The sequence below is a fragment of the Rhodococcus sp. 2H158 genome (genome assembly GCF_053764755.1).
Genome location: NZ_JBSNCE010000012.1, coordinates 96,271 through 116,984 on the forward strand (window position 1 = coordinate 96,271; position 20,714 = coordinate 116,984).

At 70.6% G+C, this 20,714-nt stretch carries 19 protein-coding genes and 2 tRNA genes; 9 read left to right on the top strand and 12 right to left on the bottom strand.

The annotated features are described in order from the left end of the window. Nucleotides 1-16 precede the first annotated feature (16 nt). Nucleotides 17-847: an alginate biosynthesis protein AlgP gene (locus ACWPOB_RS13745; protein WP_455401167.1), complete on the top strand. Its 831-nt coding sequence runs from the start codon at nt 17-19 to the stop codon at nt 845-847. Between the two features lie 13 nt (nt 848-860). Here the strand turns inward: ACWPOB_RS13745 and ACWPOB_RS13750 are convergent, their stop codons facing one another. Further along, the gene (locus ACWPOB_RS13750; RefSeq protein ID WP_164528058.1) at nt 861-1,028 is read right to left on the bottom strand and encodes a hypothetical protein; all 168 of its coding nucleotides are present in this window, start codon (nt 1,026-1,028) and stop codon (nt 861-863) included. Nucleotides 1,029-1,270: 242 nt separating this feature from the next. On the opposite strand from ACWPOB_RS13750, the gene ACWPOB_RS13755 reads away from it, so the two are divergent. After that, on the top strand, nt 1,271-3,214 hold the full coding sequence (locus ACWPOB_RS13755) for an acyl-CoA dehydrogenase family protein (RefSeq protein WP_100057067.1): 1,944 nt from the start codon (nt 1,271-1,273) through the stop codon (nt 3,212-3,214). Nucleotides 3,215-3,306: 92 nt separating this feature from the next. On the opposite strand, the gene ACWPOB_RS13760 is transcribed toward ACWPOB_RS13755, so the two are convergent. Next, nucleotides 3,307-4,593, bottom strand: a complete 1,287-nt coding sequence (locus ACWPOB_RS13760; RefSeq protein ID WP_455401168.1) for a lipase family protein — start codon at nt 4,591-4,593, stop codon at nt 3,307-3,309. 180 nt (nt 4,594-4,773) lie between these two features. Here ACWPOB_RS13760 and ACWPOB_RS13765 point away from each other — a divergent pair, with 180 nt between their 5' ends. Next, on the top strand, nt 4,774-5,454 hold the full coding sequence (locus tag ACWPOB_RS13765) for a hypothetical protein (protein WP_100057068.1): 681 nt from the start codon (nt 4,774-4,776) through the stop codon (nt 5,452-5,454). 24 nt (nt 5,455-5,478) lie between these two features. Here ACWPOB_RS13765 and ACWPOB_RS13770 read toward each other — a convergent pair whose 3' ends face one another. Then, a complete protein-coding gene (locus ACWPOB_RS13770; protein ID WP_455401169.1) occupies nt 5,479-7,137 on the bottom strand; it encodes an alpha/beta hydrolase in 1,659 nt (552 codons plus the stop codon). A gap of 115 nt (nt 7,138-7,252) precedes the next feature. On the opposite strand from ACWPOB_RS13770, the gene ACWPOB_RS13775 reads away from it, so the two are divergent. Beyond that, a complete protein-coding gene (locus tag ACWPOB_RS13775; RefSeq protein ID WP_455401170.1) occupies nt 7,253-8,449 on the top strand; it encodes a hypothetical protein in 1,197 nt (398 codons plus the stop codon). A 27-nt stretch (nt 8,450-8,476) separates the two neighbouring features. Here ACWPOB_RS13775 and ACWPOB_RS13780 read toward each other — a convergent pair whose 3' ends face one another. The 4 genes from ACWPOB_RS13780 to ACWPOB_RS13795 form a co-directional block, all read right to left on the bottom strand. Continuing rightward, a complete protein-coding gene (locus ACWPOB_RS13780; RefSeq protein WP_100057070.1) occupies nt 8,477-9,436 on the bottom strand; it encodes a R2-like ligand-binding oxidase in 960 nt (319 codons plus the stop codon). A gap of 152 nt (nt 9,437-9,588) precedes the next feature. Continuing rightward, on the bottom strand, nt 9,589-10,773 hold the full coding sequence (locus tag ACWPOB_RS13785) for a Dyp-type peroxidase (RefSeq protein ID WP_455401171.1): 1,185 nt from the start codon (nt 10,771-10,773) through the stop codon (nt 9,589-9,591). After that, nucleotides 10,766-11,275 (bottom strand): copper chaperone PCu(A)C, encoded by a 510-nt coding sequence (locus ACWPOB_RS13790; RefSeq protein ID WP_455401172.1) that lies wholly within the window; start codon nt 11,273-11,275, stop codon nt 10,766-10,768. Before ACWPOB_RS13790 ends, ACWPOB_RS13785 begins: the two co-directional genes overlap by 8 nt. 77 nt (nt 11,276-11,352) lie before the next feature. Further along, a complete protein-coding gene (locus ACWPOB_RS13795; protein WP_455401173.1) occupies nt 11,353-11,853 on the bottom strand; it encodes a hypothetical protein in 501 nt (166 codons plus the stop codon). A 118-nt stretch (nt 11,854-11,971) separates the two neighbouring features. On the opposite strand from ACWPOB_RS13795, the gene ACWPOB_RS13800 reads away from it, so the two are divergent. Genes ACWPOB_RS13800 through ACWPOB_RS13820 form a run of 5 tightly spaced genes read left to right on the top strand, consistent with a single transcriptional unit; the run spans nt 11,972 to nt 15,499 of the window. Further along, nucleotides 11,972-13,102, top strand: a complete 1,131-nt coding sequence (locus tag ACWPOB_RS13800) for an FtsX-like permease family protein (protein ID WP_455401174.1) — start codon at nt 11,972-11,974, stop codon at nt 13,100-13,102. Further along, entirely contained in the window at nt 13,099-13,785 is a 687-nt protein-coding gene (locus ACWPOB_RS13805; protein WP_455401175.1) for an ABC transporter ATP-binding protein, read from the top strand. Before ACWPOB_RS13800 ends, ACWPOB_RS13805 begins: the two co-directional genes overlap by 4 nt. Nucleotides 13,786-13,802: 17 nt before the next feature. Then, complete coding sequence (locus ACWPOB_RS13810; protein ID WP_100058304.1) at nt 13,803-14,390, top strand: TetR/AcrR family transcriptional regulator; 588 nt, start codon at nt 13,803-13,805, stop codon at nt 14,388-14,390. Between the two features lie 54 nt (nt 14,391-14,444). Then, nucleotides 14,445-15,056 carry a type 1 glutamine amidotransferase family protein gene (locus tag ACWPOB_RS13815; RefSeq protein ID WP_100058303.1) on the top strand — a complete coding sequence of 204 codons (612 nt, stop codon included), beginning with the start codon at nt 14,445-14,447 and terminating at the stop codon, nt 15,054-15,056. Then, on the top strand, nt 15,053-15,499 hold the full coding sequence (locus tag ACWPOB_RS13820; RefSeq protein WP_455401176.1) for a MarR family winged helix-turn-helix transcriptional regulator: 447 nt from the start codon (nt 15,053-15,055) through the stop codon (nt 15,497-15,499). Before ACWPOB_RS13815 ends, ACWPOB_RS13820 begins: the two co-directional genes overlap by 4 nt. A 74-nt stretch (nt 15,500-15,573) precedes the next feature. Here the strand turns inward: ACWPOB_RS13820 and ACWPOB_RS13825 are convergent. From ACWPOB_RS13825 to ACWPOB_RS13845, 5 genes are all read right to left on the bottom strand, one after another. Beyond that, nucleotides 15,574-15,646: transfer RNA gene (locus ACWPOB_RS13825), tRNA-Ala, on the bottom strand. A 138-nt stretch (nt 15,647-15,784) separates the two neighbouring features. Beyond that, nucleotides 15,785-15,858 (bottom strand) — tRNA-Ile (locus tag ACWPOB_RS13830). A gap of 75 nt (nt 15,859-15,933) precedes the next feature. Next, nucleotides 15,934-17,088 carry a DUF3566 domain-containing protein gene (locus ACWPOB_RS13835; protein ID WP_455401177.1) on the bottom strand — a complete coding sequence of 385 codons (1,155 nt, stop codon included), beginning with the start codon at nt 17,086-17,088 and terminating at the stop codon, nt 15,934-15,936. Continuing rightward, nucleotides 17,089-19,593 (bottom strand): DNA gyrase subunit A, encoded by a 2,505-nt coding sequence (gene gyrA, locus ACWPOB_RS13840; RefSeq protein ID WP_100057817.1) that lies wholly within the window; start codon nt 19,591-19,593, stop codon nt 17,089-17,091. It lies immediately after the preceding gene. Nucleotides 19,594-19,743: 150 nt separating this feature from the next. After that, a complete protein-coding gene (locus tag ACWPOB_RS13845) occupies nt 19,744-20,577 on the bottom strand; it encodes an MHYT domain-containing protein (RefSeq protein WP_455401178.1) in 834 nt (277 codons plus the stop codon). Nucleotides 20,578-20,714: the final 137 nt, after the last annotated feature.

Consider the following 20,714-nt stretch of genomic DNA (forward strand, 5'->3'; position numbering starts at 1 on the left):
GTGCAAAAGTGGGTACATGACGAGTGTGAGCGAGTCCAGAACCATGATCGGGTCCGGCGCCGGCAGCGAACTCGTGCGCCCCCCGAAGAAGTCCGAGGGCGCCGGTGGCTACCTGAAGCTCGCAGGGCAGGGCGCTACCGCCCTCGCGCGGGGGCCGCTCTTCACCGGCCTGTTGGTCGCCCGCAAGGGTCTCGGCATCGCCCGGAACATGGCCGGAAGCCGGGAGTGCCGCCGCGCGCGAGCCGCGGCGACGATCGAGGCAGCGCCCCGCGGACGGGGCCGCAGGATCCTGGTGACGGTCGGCGCGCTCGGCGTCGTCGCCGCCGGCGGAGTGGTGTTCTACCGCAGCCGCCTCGGGGATCATCCGCCTGTCGCGCCGGAGCCGCCGCGGATCGAGCCGGTCACCCCCGAGCCCGGGCCGGTCGCGACACCGGAGGCGGCCGCGCCGAAGCCTGCGGCTGCCACGCCCGAGGCGAAGCCCGGGCCGGCCACGACGCCCGAGGCCGTGGCCCCGAAGCCCGAATCGGCCGCGCCGGGGAAGGCCGCACCTCGGGCCGAGGGCGGGACGGCCGCCCCCGCCGTGCCCGCGCCGACGCCGAAGGCGACCCCGACGGCAGCCGCGACGCCGAAGGGCGAGCCCACCACCGTCCCGAAGGGGACGGCCGATGCGCCCGCCGCCCCGAAGGGGACCGCCGATGCGCCCCCGACCGGAAAGCACGCGGCCAAGGAGGAAACGGCTCCGAAGCCGGCCGCCGAGCCGAAGAGCGAGGCCGTCGGCAACAAGGGAACCGCCGCGAAGCCGAAGCCGTCGGCCGGTCCCGCGGGGGGCCCGAAGAAGCAGGACTGAGTTCCGCCCGGCGTCACGGGACGGAATCGGATCCGGGGCAGGTCGCGTCGATCGCGGCCTGCCCTTCCTTCTGCAGTTGTCGTTCGGTGACGCGCACTTCCAGGTCGACGATCCGGCCGGCCACGACATAGATCAGGACGGTCAGCAGCAGCACAACGGGTACGGACGCGAGGAATTCCATGTCGGCCTCCAGCGGTGGTCCGCGCGGGCGGGAAGGTGGAGGTGCTCGGGTACGTCGTCGATGACATGTCCAGCGTACGGACACGAGCGGGGGCTCTGTCGCGACGGCAGCCCCGCCAGACCGTGATCCGCCCCACACCCGCGCCGTCGGTTACTCATGGGTACCGATCCGCCGAATCGCGTGATGTACCTCACAGAACAGGTGGATACTCGCCGGTAGCAGTCCTATCGGGGAGGCATCACATGGCACAACAAATACACGCCAGCGAGGAACAGTCGCGCGCGCTCGCAGAGGAGTCCCGCGAGACCAGCTGGCACAAGCCGTCGTTCGCAAAGGAGTTGTTTCTCGGACGTCTGACCCTCGACCTCATCCATCCGTTCCCGCGGCCCACCCCCGACGAGGAGGCCCGTACCGAAGGGTTCCTGGCAGAGCTTCGCCGCTTCTGCGAGGGTGTGGACGGTAGCCGCATCGAGCGCGAGGCCCGGATCCCCGACGAATACGTCGCCGGATTGGCCGAGCTCGGCTGCTTCGGCATGAAGATCTCCCAGGAGTACGGCGGCCTGGGACTGTCGCAGGTTGCCTACAACCGCGCGCTGATGCTCGTGGCCAGCGCCCACCCGAGCCTGGGCGTCCTGCTGTCGGCGCATCAGTCCATCGGAGTGCCCGAACCCTTGAAGCTGGCCGGGACACCCGAGCAGAAGCGCGCCTTCCTCCCGCGGTGTGCGCGGGGGGCGATCTCGGCCTTCCTGCTGACCGAGCCCGACGTGGGTTCCGATCCCGCCCGTCTCGCCTCGACTGCGGTGCCGGTGGAGAACGGCGACGCGTACGAACTCGACGGCTTGAAGCTGTGGACCACCAACGGAGTGGTCGCCGAACTGCTGGTGGTGATGGCGCGGGTGCCGCGCAGCGAGGGCCACCGCGGTGGCATCTCGGCGTTCGTCGTCGAGGCGAACACCCCGGGCATCACCGTCGAACGCCGCAACTCGTTCCTGGGCCTGAAGGGGATCGAGAACGGGCTCACGCGGCTGTACAAGGTGCGGGTGCCGAAGGAGAACCTCATCGGCCGCGAGGGCGACGGCCTGAAGATCGCCCTGACCACCCTCAACGCCGGCCGGCTCGCGATCCCGTCGATGTGCGCCGGTGCCGGCAAGTGGGCACTCAAGATCGCCCGGGAATGGTCCGGCACCCGCGTCCAGTGGGGTCGACCGGTGGGCCGGCACGATGCGATCGCCGGCAAGATCGGATACATCGCCGCCACCACGTTCGCCCTCGAGGCCGTGGTGGAACTGACCGGCCAGATGTGCGACGAGGACCGCAACGACATCCGCATCGAGGCGGCACTGGCCAAGCTGTGGTCCAGCGAGGTGGCCTGCGAGATCGCCGACGAGCTGATGCAGATCCGAGGGGGACGCGGCTACGAGACGGCGGCGTCGCTCGCGGCCCGGGGCGAGCGGATGGTGCCCGCCGAGCAGCTCCTGCGGGACCTGCGGATCAACCGGATCTTCGAGGGTTCGAGCGAGATCATGCGGCTCTTCGTCGCCCGCGAAGCCGTCGATGCCCACCTGCGGGTGGCGGGTGAGCTGGCGGATCCGAAAGCCACTCTGGACACGAAGGCCCGGGCCGCCGCCAAGGCGAGCGGCTTCTACGCCAGGTGGCTGCCCCAGTTGGTGGCGGGCAAGGGCCAGCTACCCACCTCGTACGGCGAATTCGGTCCCCTGGCACACCATCTGCGCTACGTGGAGCGGAGTTCACGCAAGCTCGCTCGGTCCACGTTCTACGGCATGGCCCGGTGGCAGGGTGGTCTGGAGAAGCGGCAGAATTTCCTGGGGCGGCTCGTCGATATCGGCGCGGAACTGTTCGCCATGTCGGCGAGTTGCGTGCGGGCGCAGATGTACCACACCGACGGCCACCCCGATACGGACGCGGCCTACGAACTCGCCGACGTCTTCTGCCTCCAGGCGAAGCTCCGGGTGGACTCGCTGTTCGCCGCGTTGTGGACGCACACCGACGATGCCGACCGGCAGCTCACGGCCGACGTCCTCGACGGACGCTACACCTGGCTGGAGAAGGGCGTGATCGATCCCAGCGAGGGCACGGGCCCGTGGATCGCCGAATGGTCGCCCGGGCCGTCGGTGGAGCAGAACCTCGCCCGCAGATTCTTCGCCGCCGACCATCCGGTGGTGTGAACGGGCCGCCGGCCGCGCGGGCTCCGGTCAGCCGCGACAGCAATCGCTGTCGCGGCTGACCGCCCTGTCCGCGGATCCGGCGCCGTCGTGGGTCAGAAGGCGCCGCAGCTGGACGGGGCGGGCCGATCCGCGAACCGGTCGTTCAGGTAGGCGACCGCCTCGGGCATCCCCGTGACCAGAGGAAGCGCGTGATTGACGGCCAGGCCCGGCAGGACGGGCGGGGTGGTGTTCGGGGAGAACTGGACGGTGGCGCCGAGTGCGCACCAGTCCACCGCGAGCTGGTGGCCCTGTCCGTAGGGCACGATGTCGTCCATCGTCCCGTGCTGCACGAGTACCGGCACCGACGGCTGCAGACGTCCGATCCGCTGCGCGGCGATGGCTTCCTTCGCCTCCGGCAACCGATCGACGACCACGCTCAGCGGCTCACCCGTGCGGGTGTAGTCGCTCGTGCGCTGGAAGCCGTAACGGAAGATCGTCTCCGGCGCGCACTGGTTCGCCACCGAATGCAGCATCTCGCGTCCACGGTCGTTGACCTCGGCGTCGATGAGATCCCGGAGCTCGGGGTAGGCCTCGCCGAGGCCGTTGATCGTGTAGCCGATCACGCCGGTGAGCGCCGTTCCGTCGACCTGGCTGAGCGTGGCCTCGAGGTCCGCGGGCGGCGCGCCGGCATAGGCTCCCACGACGTTCAGCTCGGGCGCGTAGGTCGGCTGCAGTTCTGCGGCCGCAGCCACGGCACCGCCGCCCTGGGAGTACCCCCACAGGCCGACGGGACCCTCGGGGGTGATGGACGTGGCGGGCAGGCTCTGCGCCGCCCGGACCGCATCCAGCACCGCGTGCGCCTCGGCGAGCCGGTTGACGTACGTGTGGTGCCCCGGCGTGCCGAGCCCGTCGTAGTCGGTGACGACGACGGCGATGCCCTGGAGCAGCATGGTGTTGATCGAGAGCAGTTCGTACTCGGTGAACAGGTCGAGCGGCGGGGTGTAGGACACGAGCGAGTTCAGCTGCTTGGACGGGGCACACTGGTCGCCCTGGCCCTGGGTGCCCGGCGCGATGGCGACGAGCGGTCGCGGGCCCGGCCCGTTCCAGGGCAGCGACGGCTCGAGATAGGTGCCGCCGACGGCGCCGGGTTCGCCGTTCGCGTCGAGGCTGCGGTACAGCAGCCGGGTGCCCTGCGCGGGGAACACGCCCTGCGGCGACGGGACGCGAATGGAGAGGTCGGACGGCTCGCTGCGGAGGACGTCGCCGGAGGCCCCGACCAGATCGAGCGGAGGATCGTAGAAGTTCGCGTCCGCGCTCGCCGTCGCGGGCGTGGCAAGCATCGCTCCTGTCAGTGCCGCGGTCGTCGCCGCAGCGCCGATCCACCGTCTGGTGCGCCCCATCCCCATCCCCATGGTCCCTTCACAGGTAGCTATCCGTGTGTCGGACGACACAAGCGGTACGCACTGTAACACCTAACTTACCGGCGCGTAAGTACGTGATCCGGGGCTCGCGAACCCCGATTCGAACCGCGGTCCGTCGTTCGCCCCCGGGCATCGCCGCTGGTCGGGGACAATCCGGTCATGACCGGGGAGCGCAGCGAACCGCAACTGCACCGACTGACCACACCGCACACCGCCGCCGTCGTCGGGATCGTGTTCGCCGTCCTGTTCGCGACGAGCATCGTCCTGATCCGTCAGGCGATCCCCGCCGATCCCTTCGGCAGCACCGAGTGGCTGGACGCCGGCCGCTCACGGCTCACCGTCGCGCTGACGCTGGCCCAGTTCGCCTGCATCGCGTTCCTGTGGTTCATCGGTGCGCTCCGGCATCGGCTGGGAGACCTCGAGGACCAGTTCTTCTCGACGGTCTTCGTCGGCAGCGGCCTGTTGTTCCTGGCGCTGATCCTCGTCACGATGGCCAGCGCCGGCGGGCTGCTCCTGGCGGACCAGGCGGAGGCGGTGCCCGCCCAGGAATCCGCTGCCTTCGCGCACGCACTGATCCTGCAGATCAGCAACGTCTATTCGATCCGCATGGCCGCGGTCTTCATGATCTCGCTGGCCACCATCTGGCTGCGCACCGGACTCATGCCCCGATGGCTGGTACTACCCACGTACCTGCTCGCCCTGGTCCTGCTGTTCGCGGTGACCGAGGCGCTGTGGCTCACGCTCGTCTTCCCGGCGTGGGTGATCGTGATCAGCGTGTTCCTGCTGACCCACGCCCGGCAGGCGTTCCCGCCCCGGCGGGCGTTCCGGCCGAGAACCTGACGGTGCCGCGGCGGCGGAGCGGCGTCAGTCGTCGCCGGGCTGGGCGGACAGGGCGTTCTGCACCCGGTGGGTGGCCGCGTCGTCCCAGCCGTCGGGGGTGAGGATGTCCGCCCACAACTGCGCGGCGTCCGGGCCGTACGCGTGCCCGAACCCGGACGGGACCTCGGCGGAGAACACCATGTCGAGCGTGACCTGCCAGAACGTGACGAACGGCAGCCACCGCATGCCCGGATCCACATCCGGGCCGAGCGGCTCGCGCAACCAGTCCGGCTCCCGCAGCAACAGCCCGCTCGACCACCAGGTGATCGGATCGCTCGCATGCTGCCAGAACACGATCCGCGGGAACGCCCACGCCCCGGGCAGGTCCGCATCGCCGGGGCGGGACGCGAACCGGAGGTGGCGGCCGCCCTCGACCACCGGTAGCCGCTCGAGCGACCCCGGGTCGCGGTCCGCGGTGATCTCCCCCCACGGCTGCGCGAAGTTCGGGGTACCCACCAGCAACGCCCCGTCGGTCCGGGCGACCAGGTCCGGCCCCGACGCGAACGCCGCCTGACCGCCGTACGAGCCCAGGCTCTCGCCGAACACCACCAGCGTCGGCCGCTCCGGCTCGGGCCGCGCCGACCACGCCGCATACACCGCCTCGAACAGCGCCCGCCCCGCCAGCCGGGGCGTGTCCCGGTCGGCGACGAACGACAACGCACTCGGCAGGAACGAGTACTGCATCGCCGCGATCGCCGAATCCCCGCCGGCGACGTACTCGAAGGCCCCGGCGACGTTCGCGTTGACCCAGCCGCGGCCGGTGGTGGTCACCACCGCCAGCACCCGGCGGTCGAACGCGTTCGTGCGCTCGAGCTCGGCGACGACCCGGGCCGCGATGCCCTCGACCGTGGCGGCGGACTCACGGCCGGCATAGACCCGGATCGGGGTGCGCGCCGGCGCCCCCGTGACGGTCTCGATCTGCTCGGCGCTCGGCCCGCCCACGACGAAGGTGCGGCCCTCCCGGCCCAGGGTGTCCCACGCCTCGTGCGAGGCCGGGGATCCGGACCGTTCCGGCAGCCCGGGCTGCACCACACCCGGTGCGGTGCCCTGATCGGCCACCTCCGCCGAGCGTTCCGCCAGCCCCAGGACGACCCGGTTCACAAACCCGTTGAGGAACAGGACCACGAGCACCACCACGGCGATCAGCGCCCCGAGCCGAGCGGCCGGCGCCGGGACGTGCCGGCCCCCGTACCGGATGAGGTGCCGAGTCCCCGAGCGCAGTCCCCGACCCACCGCCAGTAACGCCAGCGCCACCGGCACCGCGATGACCGGCACCAGCAGATAGAGCCATCGGGAAGCACGCTCGACCCCGACGAGATCATGGACGATCTGCTGCCACCACGATCCCAGGATCAGGAACAGGGGAACCACCACGAGGGCGATGCCCGCCAGAATCCGCCAGCCGACCCGCCGGGTCCGCTCCGACCACCGCGGGTCGATGCCGCACCCCCGGACCACCCAGGCGATCAGGCAACCGATCCCGTAGCCGGTCACCAGGCTCAACCCCGACGCCACGCCCTGCAGATACCACACCCGCGGCAGCAACGACGGCGTCAGCGACCAGACGAAGAACAACAGCGCGAACCCCAGACCGACCGGATGGAACAGGCGCCCGTAGGCGCGCACGCGCTGCGCTGACGTCACGCGCGGATCCTAGTGGGCACGGCAATCTCCCGCGCGGTCCTACGGCGCGGCTTCCCCGGACGTGGCCGAGTCGGTAGCAAGATGTACGCCGATCGTTGTCTACGGGAGGTTTGACATGGCTGTGGGAGTCGGTCTCCGGATCGGGAGCGTGGTGTCCACCGCGGTGCTCGCCTCCAACGACCCCGGCAGCCCCGATCCCGTCGTCATAGCCCGTGACACCGTCCTGCACATCGACTCCGACGGCACCACCGTCCTCGGCGGCGCCCCGCATCCCGCCGGCGAGGCCCGCTACCTGTCGGGCTTCCTCGGCCGCGTCGGCGATCCCGCCGGCGTCACCGCCAGTGACGGGCGCATCTACCGGGCCGAGGACTCGATGGCCACGGCGATCGCCTGCCTGTTGCACGAGTGCCAGCCGCTGCCGCCGGACGGCGGGCCCGACGGGGGTCTGCCCGCTGTCACCGCCACCTACCCGTCGCGGTGGGACCAGTCCACGGTGGCCGCGCTGCGGGCCGCGCTCGACTACGCGGATCTGCGGCACATCGCCCTCGTCTCGGACGCCGAGGCCGCGGCCACCTGGTACGCCTCGGAGATCTCGGAGACCCCCGGACAACTCGTCGGCATCTTCCACGTCGACGACGGCGGCTCGACCGTCAATCTCGTGCGCTCCGGTGTCTCGGCCGGCAAGGCGTTCCGCTTCGCCGCCAAAAGCGCCCCGTCCCCCGCGGCCCAGCTGGCCACCGCGCTCGGCGCGTTCGGCTGGCTTTCGCACAACCTCGACGCCGTGGTGGTGATGGGCGACGGGTTCGTCGCGCGCGACCGCTCGCATGTGCAGTCCATCGCGGACAGCCTCGCCGCGAAACTCGGCGTGCGCACCCTCGTCGGCCCCGGCCCCGAGCAGACCGCCGCCCTCGGTGCCGCCATCCTGGCGGCGGGTTTCACGCCCGCGCGCGTGGTCAAGGCGCGGATCGGACTGCCACCGTCGTACGACGTCACCGACGTCCTCACCGGTGGCATCCCACGTATCCGTGAACTCGAAGCGGCCGAACGAGCGAGGGCCGAGGCGGCCGCGGAACGAGACCGGGCGGCCGGCGCACCGGCGAGCCCCGCACCCGTCCCGGCGACGACCGCCTCCGACCTCCGGTCCGGCGACGCCCGGTCCGATGACACCCGGTCCGATGACACCAGCGCCGACGAGGCCTCGGGGGCGACGGTCACCACCGTCACGACGCGGCCGAGCCGGAACTACCCGGCGATCGGGGCCGTGGTGGCAGTGATCCTGCTGCTGGCCTTCGCGGCCGTCGCGCTGCTCTGACCATTCGGGTTGTTACTACCGCGGAGTTCAGCCCTCCGTCAGCGAGTTCAGCGCCGCGGCGTCCTCCGCGCCGAACTTGTCCTCGAGCACCTCGGGGCTGTAGTCGAGGTCGATCTCCTCGAGTGGTCGGCCGCGCGCGGATTCGATGGCCCCGAGCCGCCGCTGGGCCCGGTCGGCCGCGTAGGCGACGAACTCGTCGGGGTCGAGGCCGAAGGGCTGCTCCTCGAACTGGTCGTTGACCCACTGGATCATGCCGAGCGCCAGCGGCAGCAACTCCCCCATGCGTTGCTGCACGACATCCCAGTTCGAGTCGTCGGCAGCGACGTGGCGGCGGCACGTGAACGTGCCCCATGCCATGTGCCGGCGTTCGTCGTCGCCGATCCGACGCACGAGTTCCTGCATGCCGGGCAGGATTCCGCGTTTCGTGCACACCTTCTGCCAGGCGTAGTACCCGGTGAGGGCGAGACTGCCCTCGATGACGTGGTTGTAGGTGACGCTGGCGCGGACCTGGTTGGCGGGACTCGGATCGGTCTCGAGGACGCGCAACGAATGGGGCAGTTCCTCGTAGAACAGCTGCCGGTAGTACGGATTGTCCGCGACGTAGGGGTGCAGGTCCGCGGTCAGGCCCACCGCGTCCATCCACAGGCGGAAGACCTGGGTGTGCTTGGCCTCCTCGAAGCAGAACTGGGTCAGGTACATCTCGTCGCCGAGCCGGCCCTCGGCGGCCATCGCCCGTAGGAACGGCTGGATGTCCTGTGTGACGGCCTCCTCGCCGGCTACGAACTGCGCGACGAGATAGGTGGCGCTGCGGTGCTGTTCGCTGTTGAGCTCGTTCCAGTCGGCCGCGTCCCGGCTGAAGTCCAGCTCGAGCGGATCCCAGAACTTCGCATTTCCCTTCGCGAACAGCCGGAGCGGGAAGGCGTCCCAGTGCAGACCTCCCGCGCGCAGGGTTCCGAAGCCCTGACGTTCCGGCAGTGCTGTGGTCATGAGCGTGCCCGCCTTCCCTCGACCCGGATGGACGCGTGTCCATATCGACGGTAGCGCCATTTCGGCGGGGCGTGACGGGAACCATACAAACTGTAGGTACGACGAACCCCCGGCCGGATTGTCGAGCAGATCCCGGCCGGGGGCGCTGCCCGTCAGCCCTCGAGCAGGGTGTCCCCCGGATATCCGCCGGGGCCGAATCCGGGTGGGACGGCGAACACCGCCGACCCGATCGGCGTGATCCACGGGTTCAGCGCGTCGTGCTCGGCGAGCCGCTGCTGCACCGGAACGAACTGGGCGTCCACGTCGGCCTGGTACGACGCGAACAGCAGCCCGGCGCCGTCCGGGTCGTCATAGTTGTAGCCGCGCCGCAGGAACCGCTCGTTCGCGTTCCGGGGCCGCGCCCGCGCGAGGTGCGATTCCGGTGGGATCACCGGAATGCCGTGGACGTCGGTGGCGGCGAAGTCCGGATCGTCGTGCTCCCGGTTGCCGGTCAACGGCGCCCCTGAGGCCAGGTCCCGGCCCACTGCGAGTTCACGGGCCGGCCGGTCCAGCTCGTCCCACGTGTCGAGTTCCATGCGGATACGCCGCACCACCACGGACGTGCCCCCGGCCAGCCAGGCCGGGGTGCCGGGATTCCACACCTGCCGGTCGAAGTCCGTGCTTCCCGCGGCCGGGTTGACCGTGCCGTCGACCTGGCCCATGAGGTTGCGCATCGTAGTGCCGGCGGGCTTGGTGCCCGCCGCGTTGCGGAACCCGCGCTGAACCCAGCGCACGGTGGCCAGCGACCGCACGCTCTTGGCGAGGGTGCGGGTCGCGTGCGAGACGGTGACCGGGTCGTCGGCGCAGACCTGCACCAGCAGATCACCGCCCGACCAGCGCTCCTCGAGGCGATCGATCGAGAACGCGGGCAGCGGCCGCAGCCACTCGGGCCGCTGCGCCGCGAGGCCGGCCGCGTCGAACACGGCGGGACCGAATCCGACGGTCACGGTCAGCCGCGCGGGATCGTGGGCGAGTTCGGGCTCGGTGTCACCGAGGGCAGGACTGCCCTCGGTGAGCCGGCGGCCGTCCTCGGCCCACACCTTCATGATCCCGACGAGCGCCCGCCGGTCGAGGCCCGGGCGCAGATCCAGGGCGACGAACGCGGCGAAGGCCTGCGGTTCGGTGTCGATGCCGGCCTGGTGCACACCGTGGAAGGCGACGGTGCGCCCGCCGGTGGGCTCGGGCTCCCGCGTGGCGGCATAGCCGAGGCCCGTCCCGATCCCGGCCGCGCCGATGCCCGCGACGCCGAGGACGGCGGCGCCGCCCCCGAGGAGGCGCCGCCGGCTCAGCTCAGCCACCGTGGTTCGCCCCCATGCCGGCGCTCGGCTGGTAGTTCTCCCGCGCGCCGGAGAAGTCGCGGACCTGCGCGGTGAACTCGGTGGTCGAGCCGTCCTCGAAGGTCAGCTCGAAGGTCACGTCGGTGCCGGGCAGGACGGGCTCGACGAGGTCCATCAGCATCAGGTGGTCGTTGCCGGGTGCGAGGGAGTGGGTGCTGTGCGCGGGGATGACCAGGCCGTCCTCCTTTTCGCGCATCACCATGGCGCCGCCGTCGCCGGCCGCCATCTCGTGGATCTCGGTGCGTGCCGAACTGGGGCTGGCGGCGGAAACGATGTGGATGTCGGTGTCGCCGGTGTTCTCGAGCTCGGCGAAAGCGCCGGTCATGCCGGATTCGGCGGCCTTCGCCCACGCCGAGGAGACGGTGAGCGAGTCCGCGGAGGCGGCGGCCGGCTCGTCGGACGAGCATCCGGCGGCGAACAGGGTCGCGGCCGCGGCGGCAGCGAGGAACAGGGTCTTCTTCATGAGGTTCTCCGAAATCGGTCCGGGTGCGCACGCGTGCGCGCGGTCCCGCGTAGCGGTGACCGTGAGGTGGGCTGGGATCAGACCGTGAGGGGAGGACCTCGAGTGCCCAGACCTGCGGCGACGAGCAGGCCGCGCCGCACCCGGGGATGGTGTGCGACGGGCGTCCAGCCGGGAACGGCGACGGGCGCCGGCGCGAACGGCGGCACAATCGCGCGCCGCACCGCGGTGAGCCCGACGCGGCAGCCGTGTTCGGCGCCGCGGACGAGCAGCGCCGCGACGACGATCGCGGCCGTGTGGGCGGCCAGCATGCCTGCGCCGGGAACGTGGACGTGTCCCGCGTCGAGGGAGAGGACGCCGTGGCCCACCACCTGCCCGGCGGCCAGCACGCCGACGATCGGCAGGCGCGTGCCCGCGGCGAGCAGACCCACCGCGGCCGCGGCGGCGAGCAGCAGCACCGCGGATGCCTGTCCCGGCGCGGACCCGCCGGCGAGCGCGTGGGCGGCGATGCTCACCGCCCCCGACATGCCGCCGACGAAGGCGCCGCGCACGCGTGCGACGAAGTCCTTCTCGGCAGACATGCAGCCAGGATACGCGCCCACTACTACCGGAAGTAGTAACCGGCCTCACAGAACTTGTCGACACGTTGTCGATATGATGTCGACTGTCCGTCGATAAAACCCTTCCTCAGGAGCCCCCATGTTCCTCGCGCTGCGCGAACTATGGTTCGCGCGCACCCGCTTCCTCCTCATGGGAGCCGTCGTAGCCCTGGTGGCGGTGCTGATGGTCATCCTGTCCGGCCTGTCGTCCGGCCTCGTGGCAGACGGCGTCTCGGCCCTCCAGCGCACCCCGGTCCAAGCCTTCGCCTTCGCCGAGGGCACCCGCACCGACTCGGCGTTCTCGCGATCCGTCGTCACCGAGGACCAGGCCGCCGCGTGGCGCGCGCGGCCGGACGTCGCCGACGCCGCGCTGCTCGGCAATACCATCGTCAACGCCCGGACCGCGTCCGGCACACCGGTCGACCTCACGCTCTTCGGCGTCGAACCCGGCTCGTTCCTCGAACCGGCGCCCGCCGAGGGGCGTCCCCTCACCGGCGACACCGACGTCCTGGTCAGCGACACCGTGCGCGAGGCGGGCATCGCCGTCGGCGACACCATCGTCCTCGAGCGCCTCGGCACCGAACTCACGGTCGCCGGCTTCACCGCCGACAAGCGCACCTTCGGCCACGTGGACGTCGCCTACCTGCCGCTGCGAACCTGGCAGGCGATCCATGCCGGCACGCGCGCCGGCGAGCTACCCGATCCGCGCGTCTACACCGAGGCGAGCGTCGTCGCCGTCCGGGGTGTCGACGACCGACTGCCCGACCTCGCCGCGGGCGATGCCGCGGCCGGCACCGCCGCCAACACCCTCGAGGAATCCTTCGACGCCTCCCCCGGCTACTCCGCCGAGATGATGACGATGGCCCTCATCAAGAGCTTCCTGTACGCGATCTCCGCCCTCGTCGTCGGCGCCTTCTTCAGCATCTGGACCGTCCAACGCTCGCGGGAACTGGCCGTGCTGCGGGCCATGGGCGCCTCCACGGGTTTCCTCCTGCGCGACGGCCTGGCACAGGCGATGGTCGTGCTCCTCGCGTCGGTGACCGCCGGAGTCCTCCTCGGCCTCGGCCTCGGGTCGGGCCTCGAGGGCAGCGGCATGCCGTTCGCGCTCGAGACCGGCCCCGTCGCGTCCGGCGCCGCGATCCTGGTCCTGCTGGGACTGCTGGGCGCGGCCGTCGCCGTCGTCCGCGTCACCCGCGTCGATCCCCTCACCGCACTCGGAGAGAACCGATGACCACCTCGACCATCCCCACCACCGGCCTGGCCCTGTCCGGCGTCACCCTCCGCTTCGGTGACGGCGACAACACCGTCGTGGCACTGGACGACGTGAACCTGCACGTCGCCGCCGGTGAGCTCGTCGCGATCGTCGGGCCCTCGGGCGCCGGCAAGTCGAGTCTGCTGGCCGTCGCCGGCGGTCTCACCCGCCCCACCACGGGCGTCGTCACGCTGGCGGGGATCGACGTCTCCGCCCTGCCGGATCGGGCACTGACCCGGCTGCGGCGAGAGCGCGTGGGCTTCGTCTTCCAGTCCGGGAACCTCGTTCCCGCCCTGACCGCCCGCGACCAGCTCCGGCTGGTCCCGAAGATCACCGGTCGCCCCGGACGTGATCCGGACGAACTGCTCGGGGCGGTCGGGATGAGCCCTCGCGCCGACCGGCGACCCGGACAGCTCTCCGGCGGCGAACGCCAGCGGGTCGGCATCGCCCGGGCCCTCGTCTCGCGGCCGGCTCTGCTGCTCGTCGACGAACCGACCGCCGCCCTCGACCGCACCCGCAGCCACGAGGTGGTCGAGTTGCTTGCCCGGGAAACCCACGATGCGGGGGTGGCTGGCATCATGGTCACCCACGACCACGACGTGCTGGAGCACTGCGACCGCATCCTGGAGATGGTGGACGGCAGGCTGCACGCCCGCGGCTGACCGCACGAGGAGGGCCCGTGCCGAAGATCTCTGCGGCTACCGTCGCCGAGCATCGCGCAACCCAACTGCGGGCACTCCTCGATGCGGCTCACGCACTGTTGACCGAGTCGCCGGAGCGCCCGCCGGGCCTGGGCGAGGTCGCGGCCCGGGCCGGACTCGCCCGCTCCAGCGTCTACCACTACTTCCGGTCGCGGGAGGATCTGCTGCGCGCGGTCGTCGAGGACATGTTCCCGCGCTGGAACGCGAAGGTGATCGCCGCCATGGACGAGGCCGGCGATCCGGCCGGCCGGGTACTCGCGTACGTCGACGCCAACCTCCGGCTCGTCGCCGAGGGCGAGCACGCGCTCGTCGGAGCGCTCGCCACCGTCACGCCGCAGGCCTTCACCGACGAACGCATGCAGACGCTGCACCGCGATCTCGTACTCCCCCTCGTCGAGGCCCTTCGTGAGCACGGGACCACGCATCCGGAACTGGCCGCCGAACTGGTCGGCGCCGTGGTCCACAAGGGCACCGAACTCATCGAATCCGGCCGGAACCTGGAGGAGGTCCGCCGGGCGGTCCGCGATCTGCTCGAGCTCATCGACGTTTCACGTGAAACGCGCTGAAATCGTCCGGGTGCCTCTATTGACAATAGACTGTCAAATTGACAGCATATTGTCATGACTGAGACAGTGCATGTCGCCGTGTACGACACCTTCGCCGACTGGGAGGTCGGCCATGCGATCGCCCACATCAACAAGCCCCTCTGGCACAAGCACCCCGGCCGCTACGCCGTCGCCACCGTCGGCGCCACGCGCGAACCCGTCACCACCATGGGCGGAATCCGCATCCTCCCCGACACCATCCTGGACGAGGTGCGGCCGGAGAACAGCGCGATGCTCGTCCTGGCCGGCAACGATATCTGGAACACCGAGCAGTTCACCCCCTTCGCCGAACGGGCGCGCGACTTCCTCGAGGCCGGGGTCCCGGTGGCCGCGATCTGCGGGGCCACGGGCGGGCTCGCCCTCGCCGGCCTGCTCGACGATCGCGCGCACACGAGCAACGCCGCCGAGTTCCTGGCGAGTGTGGGCTACGCGGGCGGGGGTCTCTACCGCGACGAACCGGCCGTCACCGATCGGAATCTGATCACCGCGAGTGCCACCGCCCCGGTCGAGTTCGCCCGCGCGATCCTCGAACGCCTCGAGGTGTTCGAGCCGCACGTCCTCGAATCCTGGTTCAAGCTCTACGGCCGACGCGACCCCGCCGGATTCTACGAACTCATGGCCGGATGAGCGAGCATCCGGAACAGGAACTGCTCAGCGGCCTCGCCCTGACGTCGTTCCGGCTCAACGGACAGTTCCTCGAGGTCGCCGAATCCCTCGCGCGTCCGGCCGGGCTCACCGCGGCGTGGTGGCAGGTCCTCGGTGCCGTGCTGCGCGAACCCCTGCCGGTCGCCGGCATCGCCCGCGCGATGGGGATCACCCGCCAGAGCGTGCAGCGGATCGCCGACCTGCTCGTCGAGCGAGGCCTCGCCGAGTACCTGCCCAACCCGGCCCACCGGCGCGCCAAGCTCGTCGCGCCGACCCCGGCGGGACGCGAGGCGGTGACCGGGATCGATCCGGCGCATGCCGCCTTCGCCCGTCGCCTGGCCGACGCCGTGGGCGAGGAGGACCTGGCCGGCGCACTGGCCGCGATGCGCCGACTCTCGGCGGTCCTCGACGAGCTCGCCGAGTAGAAGTGACCGGGCACGACGACAGGCCCGGACATCCGTGATGTCCGGGCCTGTCATCGATATTCGAGTGTGCGTTGTGGAGCCTAGGAGATTCGAACTCCTGACATCTGCCTTGCAAAGGCAGCGCTCTACCAACTGAGCTAAGGCCCCGTCTGCCGCCTCAGCGGCCGGTGACCTCGTGCCATTCGTCCTCGCTCCGCAACATCCAGGCGAGTCCGACGGCCACCAGCACCACGGTTCCCACAGTGAGAAGAACCTTCATGCTCGCTGCCCTTTCGGCACGGGGAGTGGGCCTAGGAGGACTTGAACCTCCGACCTCTTCGTTATCAGCGAAGCGCTCTAACCGCCTGAGCTATAGGCCCTCGAACCGAGTTGGAACACTACCCCACCGAGCCGCGAAGTCCAAAATCGGCTCGGCGGGGTCACGTTTTCCCAGCTCAGTCCGGGTCTGCGAGGGTGACCTGCACGCCCCCGACGAGGTCGGTGCACAGGTTGTAGATGAACGCCCCCAGGGTGGCCAGAGCGGTCAGCAGGATCGTGTTGACCAGCCCGATCACCGTCGCGTACCCGAAGACCTGCCCGGCAGTGATGAGGCCGCCCCCACCGGTGTCGGACACCATGTCGGTGAAGGCGCTGTTGAGCCGTTCCCACACGCCCATGCCCGCGAGCACGCCGTACAGCAGGCCCACGGCGACCATCCACACGAAGAACAACGAGACGGAGATCACCGAGGAGATCTTCAGCATCGACCACGGATCGATGCGGCGCAGCTGCACGGTCGCGCGCAACGGCTCACCCGGGACCCGGGCCGCGGCCGCTACCGCGGCAGCCGGTTGCGCAGCCGTGGATTCCTCGGCCGGCGCGGACGGCAGCGGATGCTTCACCGTCGACAGATCCGGCAGGTCCTTAGCCAGGTCCTTGCGTTCGATGTGCCGCGTCGGACCGTCGATGACGGCCGCCTTCGTCTTGGCCGCCGACCGGTCCGCACCCGGCATCCCCGTCGTGGGCGCGTTCATCGAGGCGGCCGCCGTGCCGGTGACCACCGGGCGGGTGGGCGGCGTCGCGGCACCGGACCGGCCGCCGGCCGGATTCACACCGGGGCGAGCCGCCGCCGGCTTCGCCGGGGCCGCGCCGGGCCGCGTGGCGGGCTTGTCACCCCCGGGCCGCGTGGCGGGCTTGTCACCCACAGCATCGCCCGACGTGGGCACCGCGGGACGCCCGGTCGAGGACGACGTCTGACCCGGGCGGGCCAGATTCGTCTGCGGCACGTTCTGCGGCGCCTCCTGCTGACTCCCGCGCTGCCACGGCGGCGTGGGAGACCCGCCCGGCCGTTGCTGCCCGGGACGCCCCACCGGCGATGTCCCGCTCTCCGGCGTGGCGGGACCCTGCTTCGTCGCGCCGTCGGCCGGCGCGCCCGGGTTCGCTCCCGCGAGGGGGTTCCGGGCGGCACCCGGCGGGTCCGACGGCGCCGCGGCGCCCTCCGGCTTCACCTCGGGAGCCTGCTTCCCGGGCACCTCTCGTCCGTTCTGCCCCTTCGGCGGCTGAGCGGGCGGCCCCTGCTCGGCCCCGTTCGGTCCCTGGGGAGTGCTCACTTACGACTCCTTCGCTTCGAGTACGGCGCTCTCCTCGGGCTCGTCGGCGTTGCGTGCGATCGCCAGCAACGTGTCCCCCTCCCCCAGGTTCATCAACCGCACACCCTTCGTCTGTCGGCCGGCCTTGCGCACCTGCTTCGCGGGGGTCCGGATGACACCACCGCCCGAGGTGATCGCGTACAGCTCGTCGTCGTCGTCCACGATGAGCGCTCCGACCAGAGTGCCACGCTTGCGGTCGTACTGGATGGTCAGCACGCCCTTGCCGCCGCGGCCCTGTGCCATGTAGTCCTCGATCGGGGTGCGCTTGGCGTACCCGCCGGACGTCGCGACCAGCAGGTACGTGCCCTCGCGGACCACGTTGAGGGAGAGCAGGGCGTCGTCCTCGTTGAACCGCATGCCCTGCACACCGGAGGTCGCCCGGCCCATCGGCCGCAGCGCCTCGTCGCTCGCCGCGAAACGGATCGACTGTCCCTTGGCGGAGACCAGCAGCAGGTCGTCGTCCGACGAGCACAGCACCGCGCCGACCAGTTCGTCGTCGCCGCGCAGGTTGATCGCGACGATGCCGCCGGACCGGTTGGAGTCGAAGTCCGACAGGCGCGACTTCTTGACCAGGCCGTTGCGGGTCGCGAGCACCAGGTACGGGGCGTCCTCGTAGGTCTTGAGCCGGATGACGCCCTGGATCCGCTCGTCCGGCTGGAAGGCCAGCAGGTTGGCCACGTGCTGGCCGCGCGCGGTGCGGTTGGCCTCCGGCAGCTCGTAGGCCTTCGCCCGGTACACCCGGCCCTTGGTGGTGAAGAACAGCAGCCAGTCGTGCGTGGACGTCACGAAGAAGTGCTTGACGATGTCGTCCTGCTTGAGGTCGGCACCCTTGACGCCCTTGCCGCCGCGCTTCTGGGACCGGTACAGATCGGTCTTGGTGCGCTTGGCGTAGCCGGTCTCGGTGATGGTGACGACCACGTCCTCGCGGGCGATGAGGTCCTCGTCGGAGACGTCGCCGTCGGCCGCGACGATGCGGGTGCGACGGTCGTCGCCGTACTTGTCGACGATCTCCTTCAGCTCGTCCCGCACGATCGCGCGTTGGCGCTCGGGCTTGGCGAGGATGTCCTTGAGGTCGTCGATCTCGCGCTCGATCTCGGCGAGTTCGTCGACGATCTTCTGTCGTTCCAGGGCGGCGAGGCGGCGCAGCTGCATCGCCAGGATCGCGTCGGCCTGGATCTCGTCGACGTCGAGCAGCCCGATCAGGCCGGTGCGCGCGTCCTCCACCGTCGCCGAGGCGCGGATCAGCGCGATGACCTCGTCGAGCGCATCGAGCGCCTTGACGAGACCGCGCAGGATGTGGGCCCGCTCCTCCGCCTTGCGCAGCAGGTACCGCGTCCGGCGGACGATGACCTCGACCTGATGGTTGACGTACAACCGGATCATCTGGTCGAGCCGCAGGGTGCGCGGCACGCCGTCGACGATCGAGAGCATGTTGCAGCCGAAGCCGGTCTGCAGCTGCGTGTGCTTGTAGAGGTTGTTGAGGACGACCTTCGCCACGGCGTCACGGCGGACGGTGACGACGATGCGCATGCCCACACGGTCCGACGACTCGTCGTGGATGTCGGAAATGCCGGCGATCTTGCCGTCCCGGACCTGCTCGGCGATCGAGGTGATCAGGTTGTCCGGGTTGACCTGGTACGGCAGTTCGGTGATGACGATGGAGGTCTTCCCCCGGGCGTCCTCCTCGATCTCCACGACACCGCGCATCCGCACCGAGCCGCGACCGGTGGTGTACGCGTCCTTGATGCCCTGGCCGCCGACGATCAGGCCCGCCGTCGGGAAGTCCGGCCCCTTGATGCGCTCCATGACGGCCGCCAGGGTGGCTTCCTCGTCGGCCTCGTAGTTCTCGAGCGCCCAGTAGATCGCGTCGGCCACCTCACGGAGGTTGTGCGGCGGGATGTTGGTGGCCATGCCCACCGCGATGCCGCCGGAACCGTTGATCAACAGGTTGGGGATACGGCTGGGGAGAACCACCGGCTCGAGCGTGCGGCCGTCGTAGTTCGGCTGGAAATCGACCGTCTCGTGGTCGATCTCCCGCAGCATCTCCATCGCGAGCGGCGTGAGCCGGCACTCGGTGTACCTCATGGCGGCTGCGCCGTCGTTGCCGCGGGAACCGAAGTTGCCCTGGCCGTCCACGAGCGGGTAGCGCATCGACCACGGCTGCGCGAGTCGCACGAGCGTGTCGTAGATCGAGGCGTCGCCGTGCGGGTGGTAGTTGCCCATCGTCTCGGCGACGGCACGTGCCGACTTCACGTAGCCGCGGTCCGGGCGGAACCCGTTGTCGTACATTGCGTACAGGACGCGGCGGTGCACCGGCTTGAGACCGTCCCGCACATCGGGCAGGGCGCGGCCCACGATCACGCTCATCGCGTAATCGATGTAGCTGCTCTGCATCTCCTGCTGGATGTCGACGGGCTCGATGCGGTCGTGCCCCGGCCCCTCCGGCGGCAACGTGGTGTCGGTCATGAGCTCCTTCTTCTACTCGGCTCGAACGCCGCGGGCTTCCGCCCGGCGCGCGTCTCGCAACCACACGAGTCTATAGGTGCAGGTCAGCTCGCACACCGACCGATGCGGCGATTCCGCTCGACCGACCCTGCACGTCGCCCGGAATTCGCGTCACGATCGCGCCGGAACGGTCCGCGACGAGTCGGTGCCGTCGTCGTCGGTGGTCCAGCGGGCGAACTCCTGTTCCAGTGCCAGATCCCTCCGGCTGGGGGCGAGCAGCAGCGCCGCGATGGGCACGGTGAGAACGACGATGCCGAGCACGAAGGAGGGGAACAGCAGGGCGGTGACGGTCTGGCCCGCCGGCAGCGGGACGGTCGGATCGACCTGGACGCGCACACCGGCCATGCCGGTGTAGTGCAGCGCGACGACCGCGCAGCCCATGAGCAGGGCGGCCGGCACCCGGAGCGTCCACCGGTCCGCGGCCTGCGCGAGCCACAGGGCGACCGTGGCCGCGACGACACCGATGGCCACCGAGGCCACGACGAACGCCGTGTCGTGCTCGAGCGAGCCCTGGATCCGGATGGCCCACATGCCGCTGTAGTGCATGAGGCTGACCGCCAGGCCCATCCCGACGCCGCCGACGAACAGGCGGACGAGCGACGGGACGCGGTTCACCCACGCGGCGCGGGAGCTCACGAGCCAGAGCCCGAACCAGGTGGCGCCCACCGACAGCGCGACGGAGAAGACGGTCGGTCCCAGCGCGTAACGGACCGCGGTACCCGGGACGTCGAAGCCCATCATCCCGATGAAGTGCATGAGCCAGACGGCCACACCGCCGACGGACAGGGCGGCCATGGCCATCCAGCGGCGGTGGCCGCGGCCGGTCGGGGCGATCAGCGCCTGGCGGGCGCAGGAGAGCCCGACGAACGATCCGACGACGGAGGTGGCATAGGCGAGGAAGAACACCCACATCCCCATGGAGAAGTGGTGCATTTCGTGCGACATCGTGACCTTCTGAGCGTGGCACGCGGAAGTCGGTCCGCACTCGTGCGGTGGCGCGCCACACCGAATCGATACGGGCTGCGACTTCGCCCCCTCGACAGCGATCGGAGCGTATCGCATCGATGTAATTCGGACGGGGG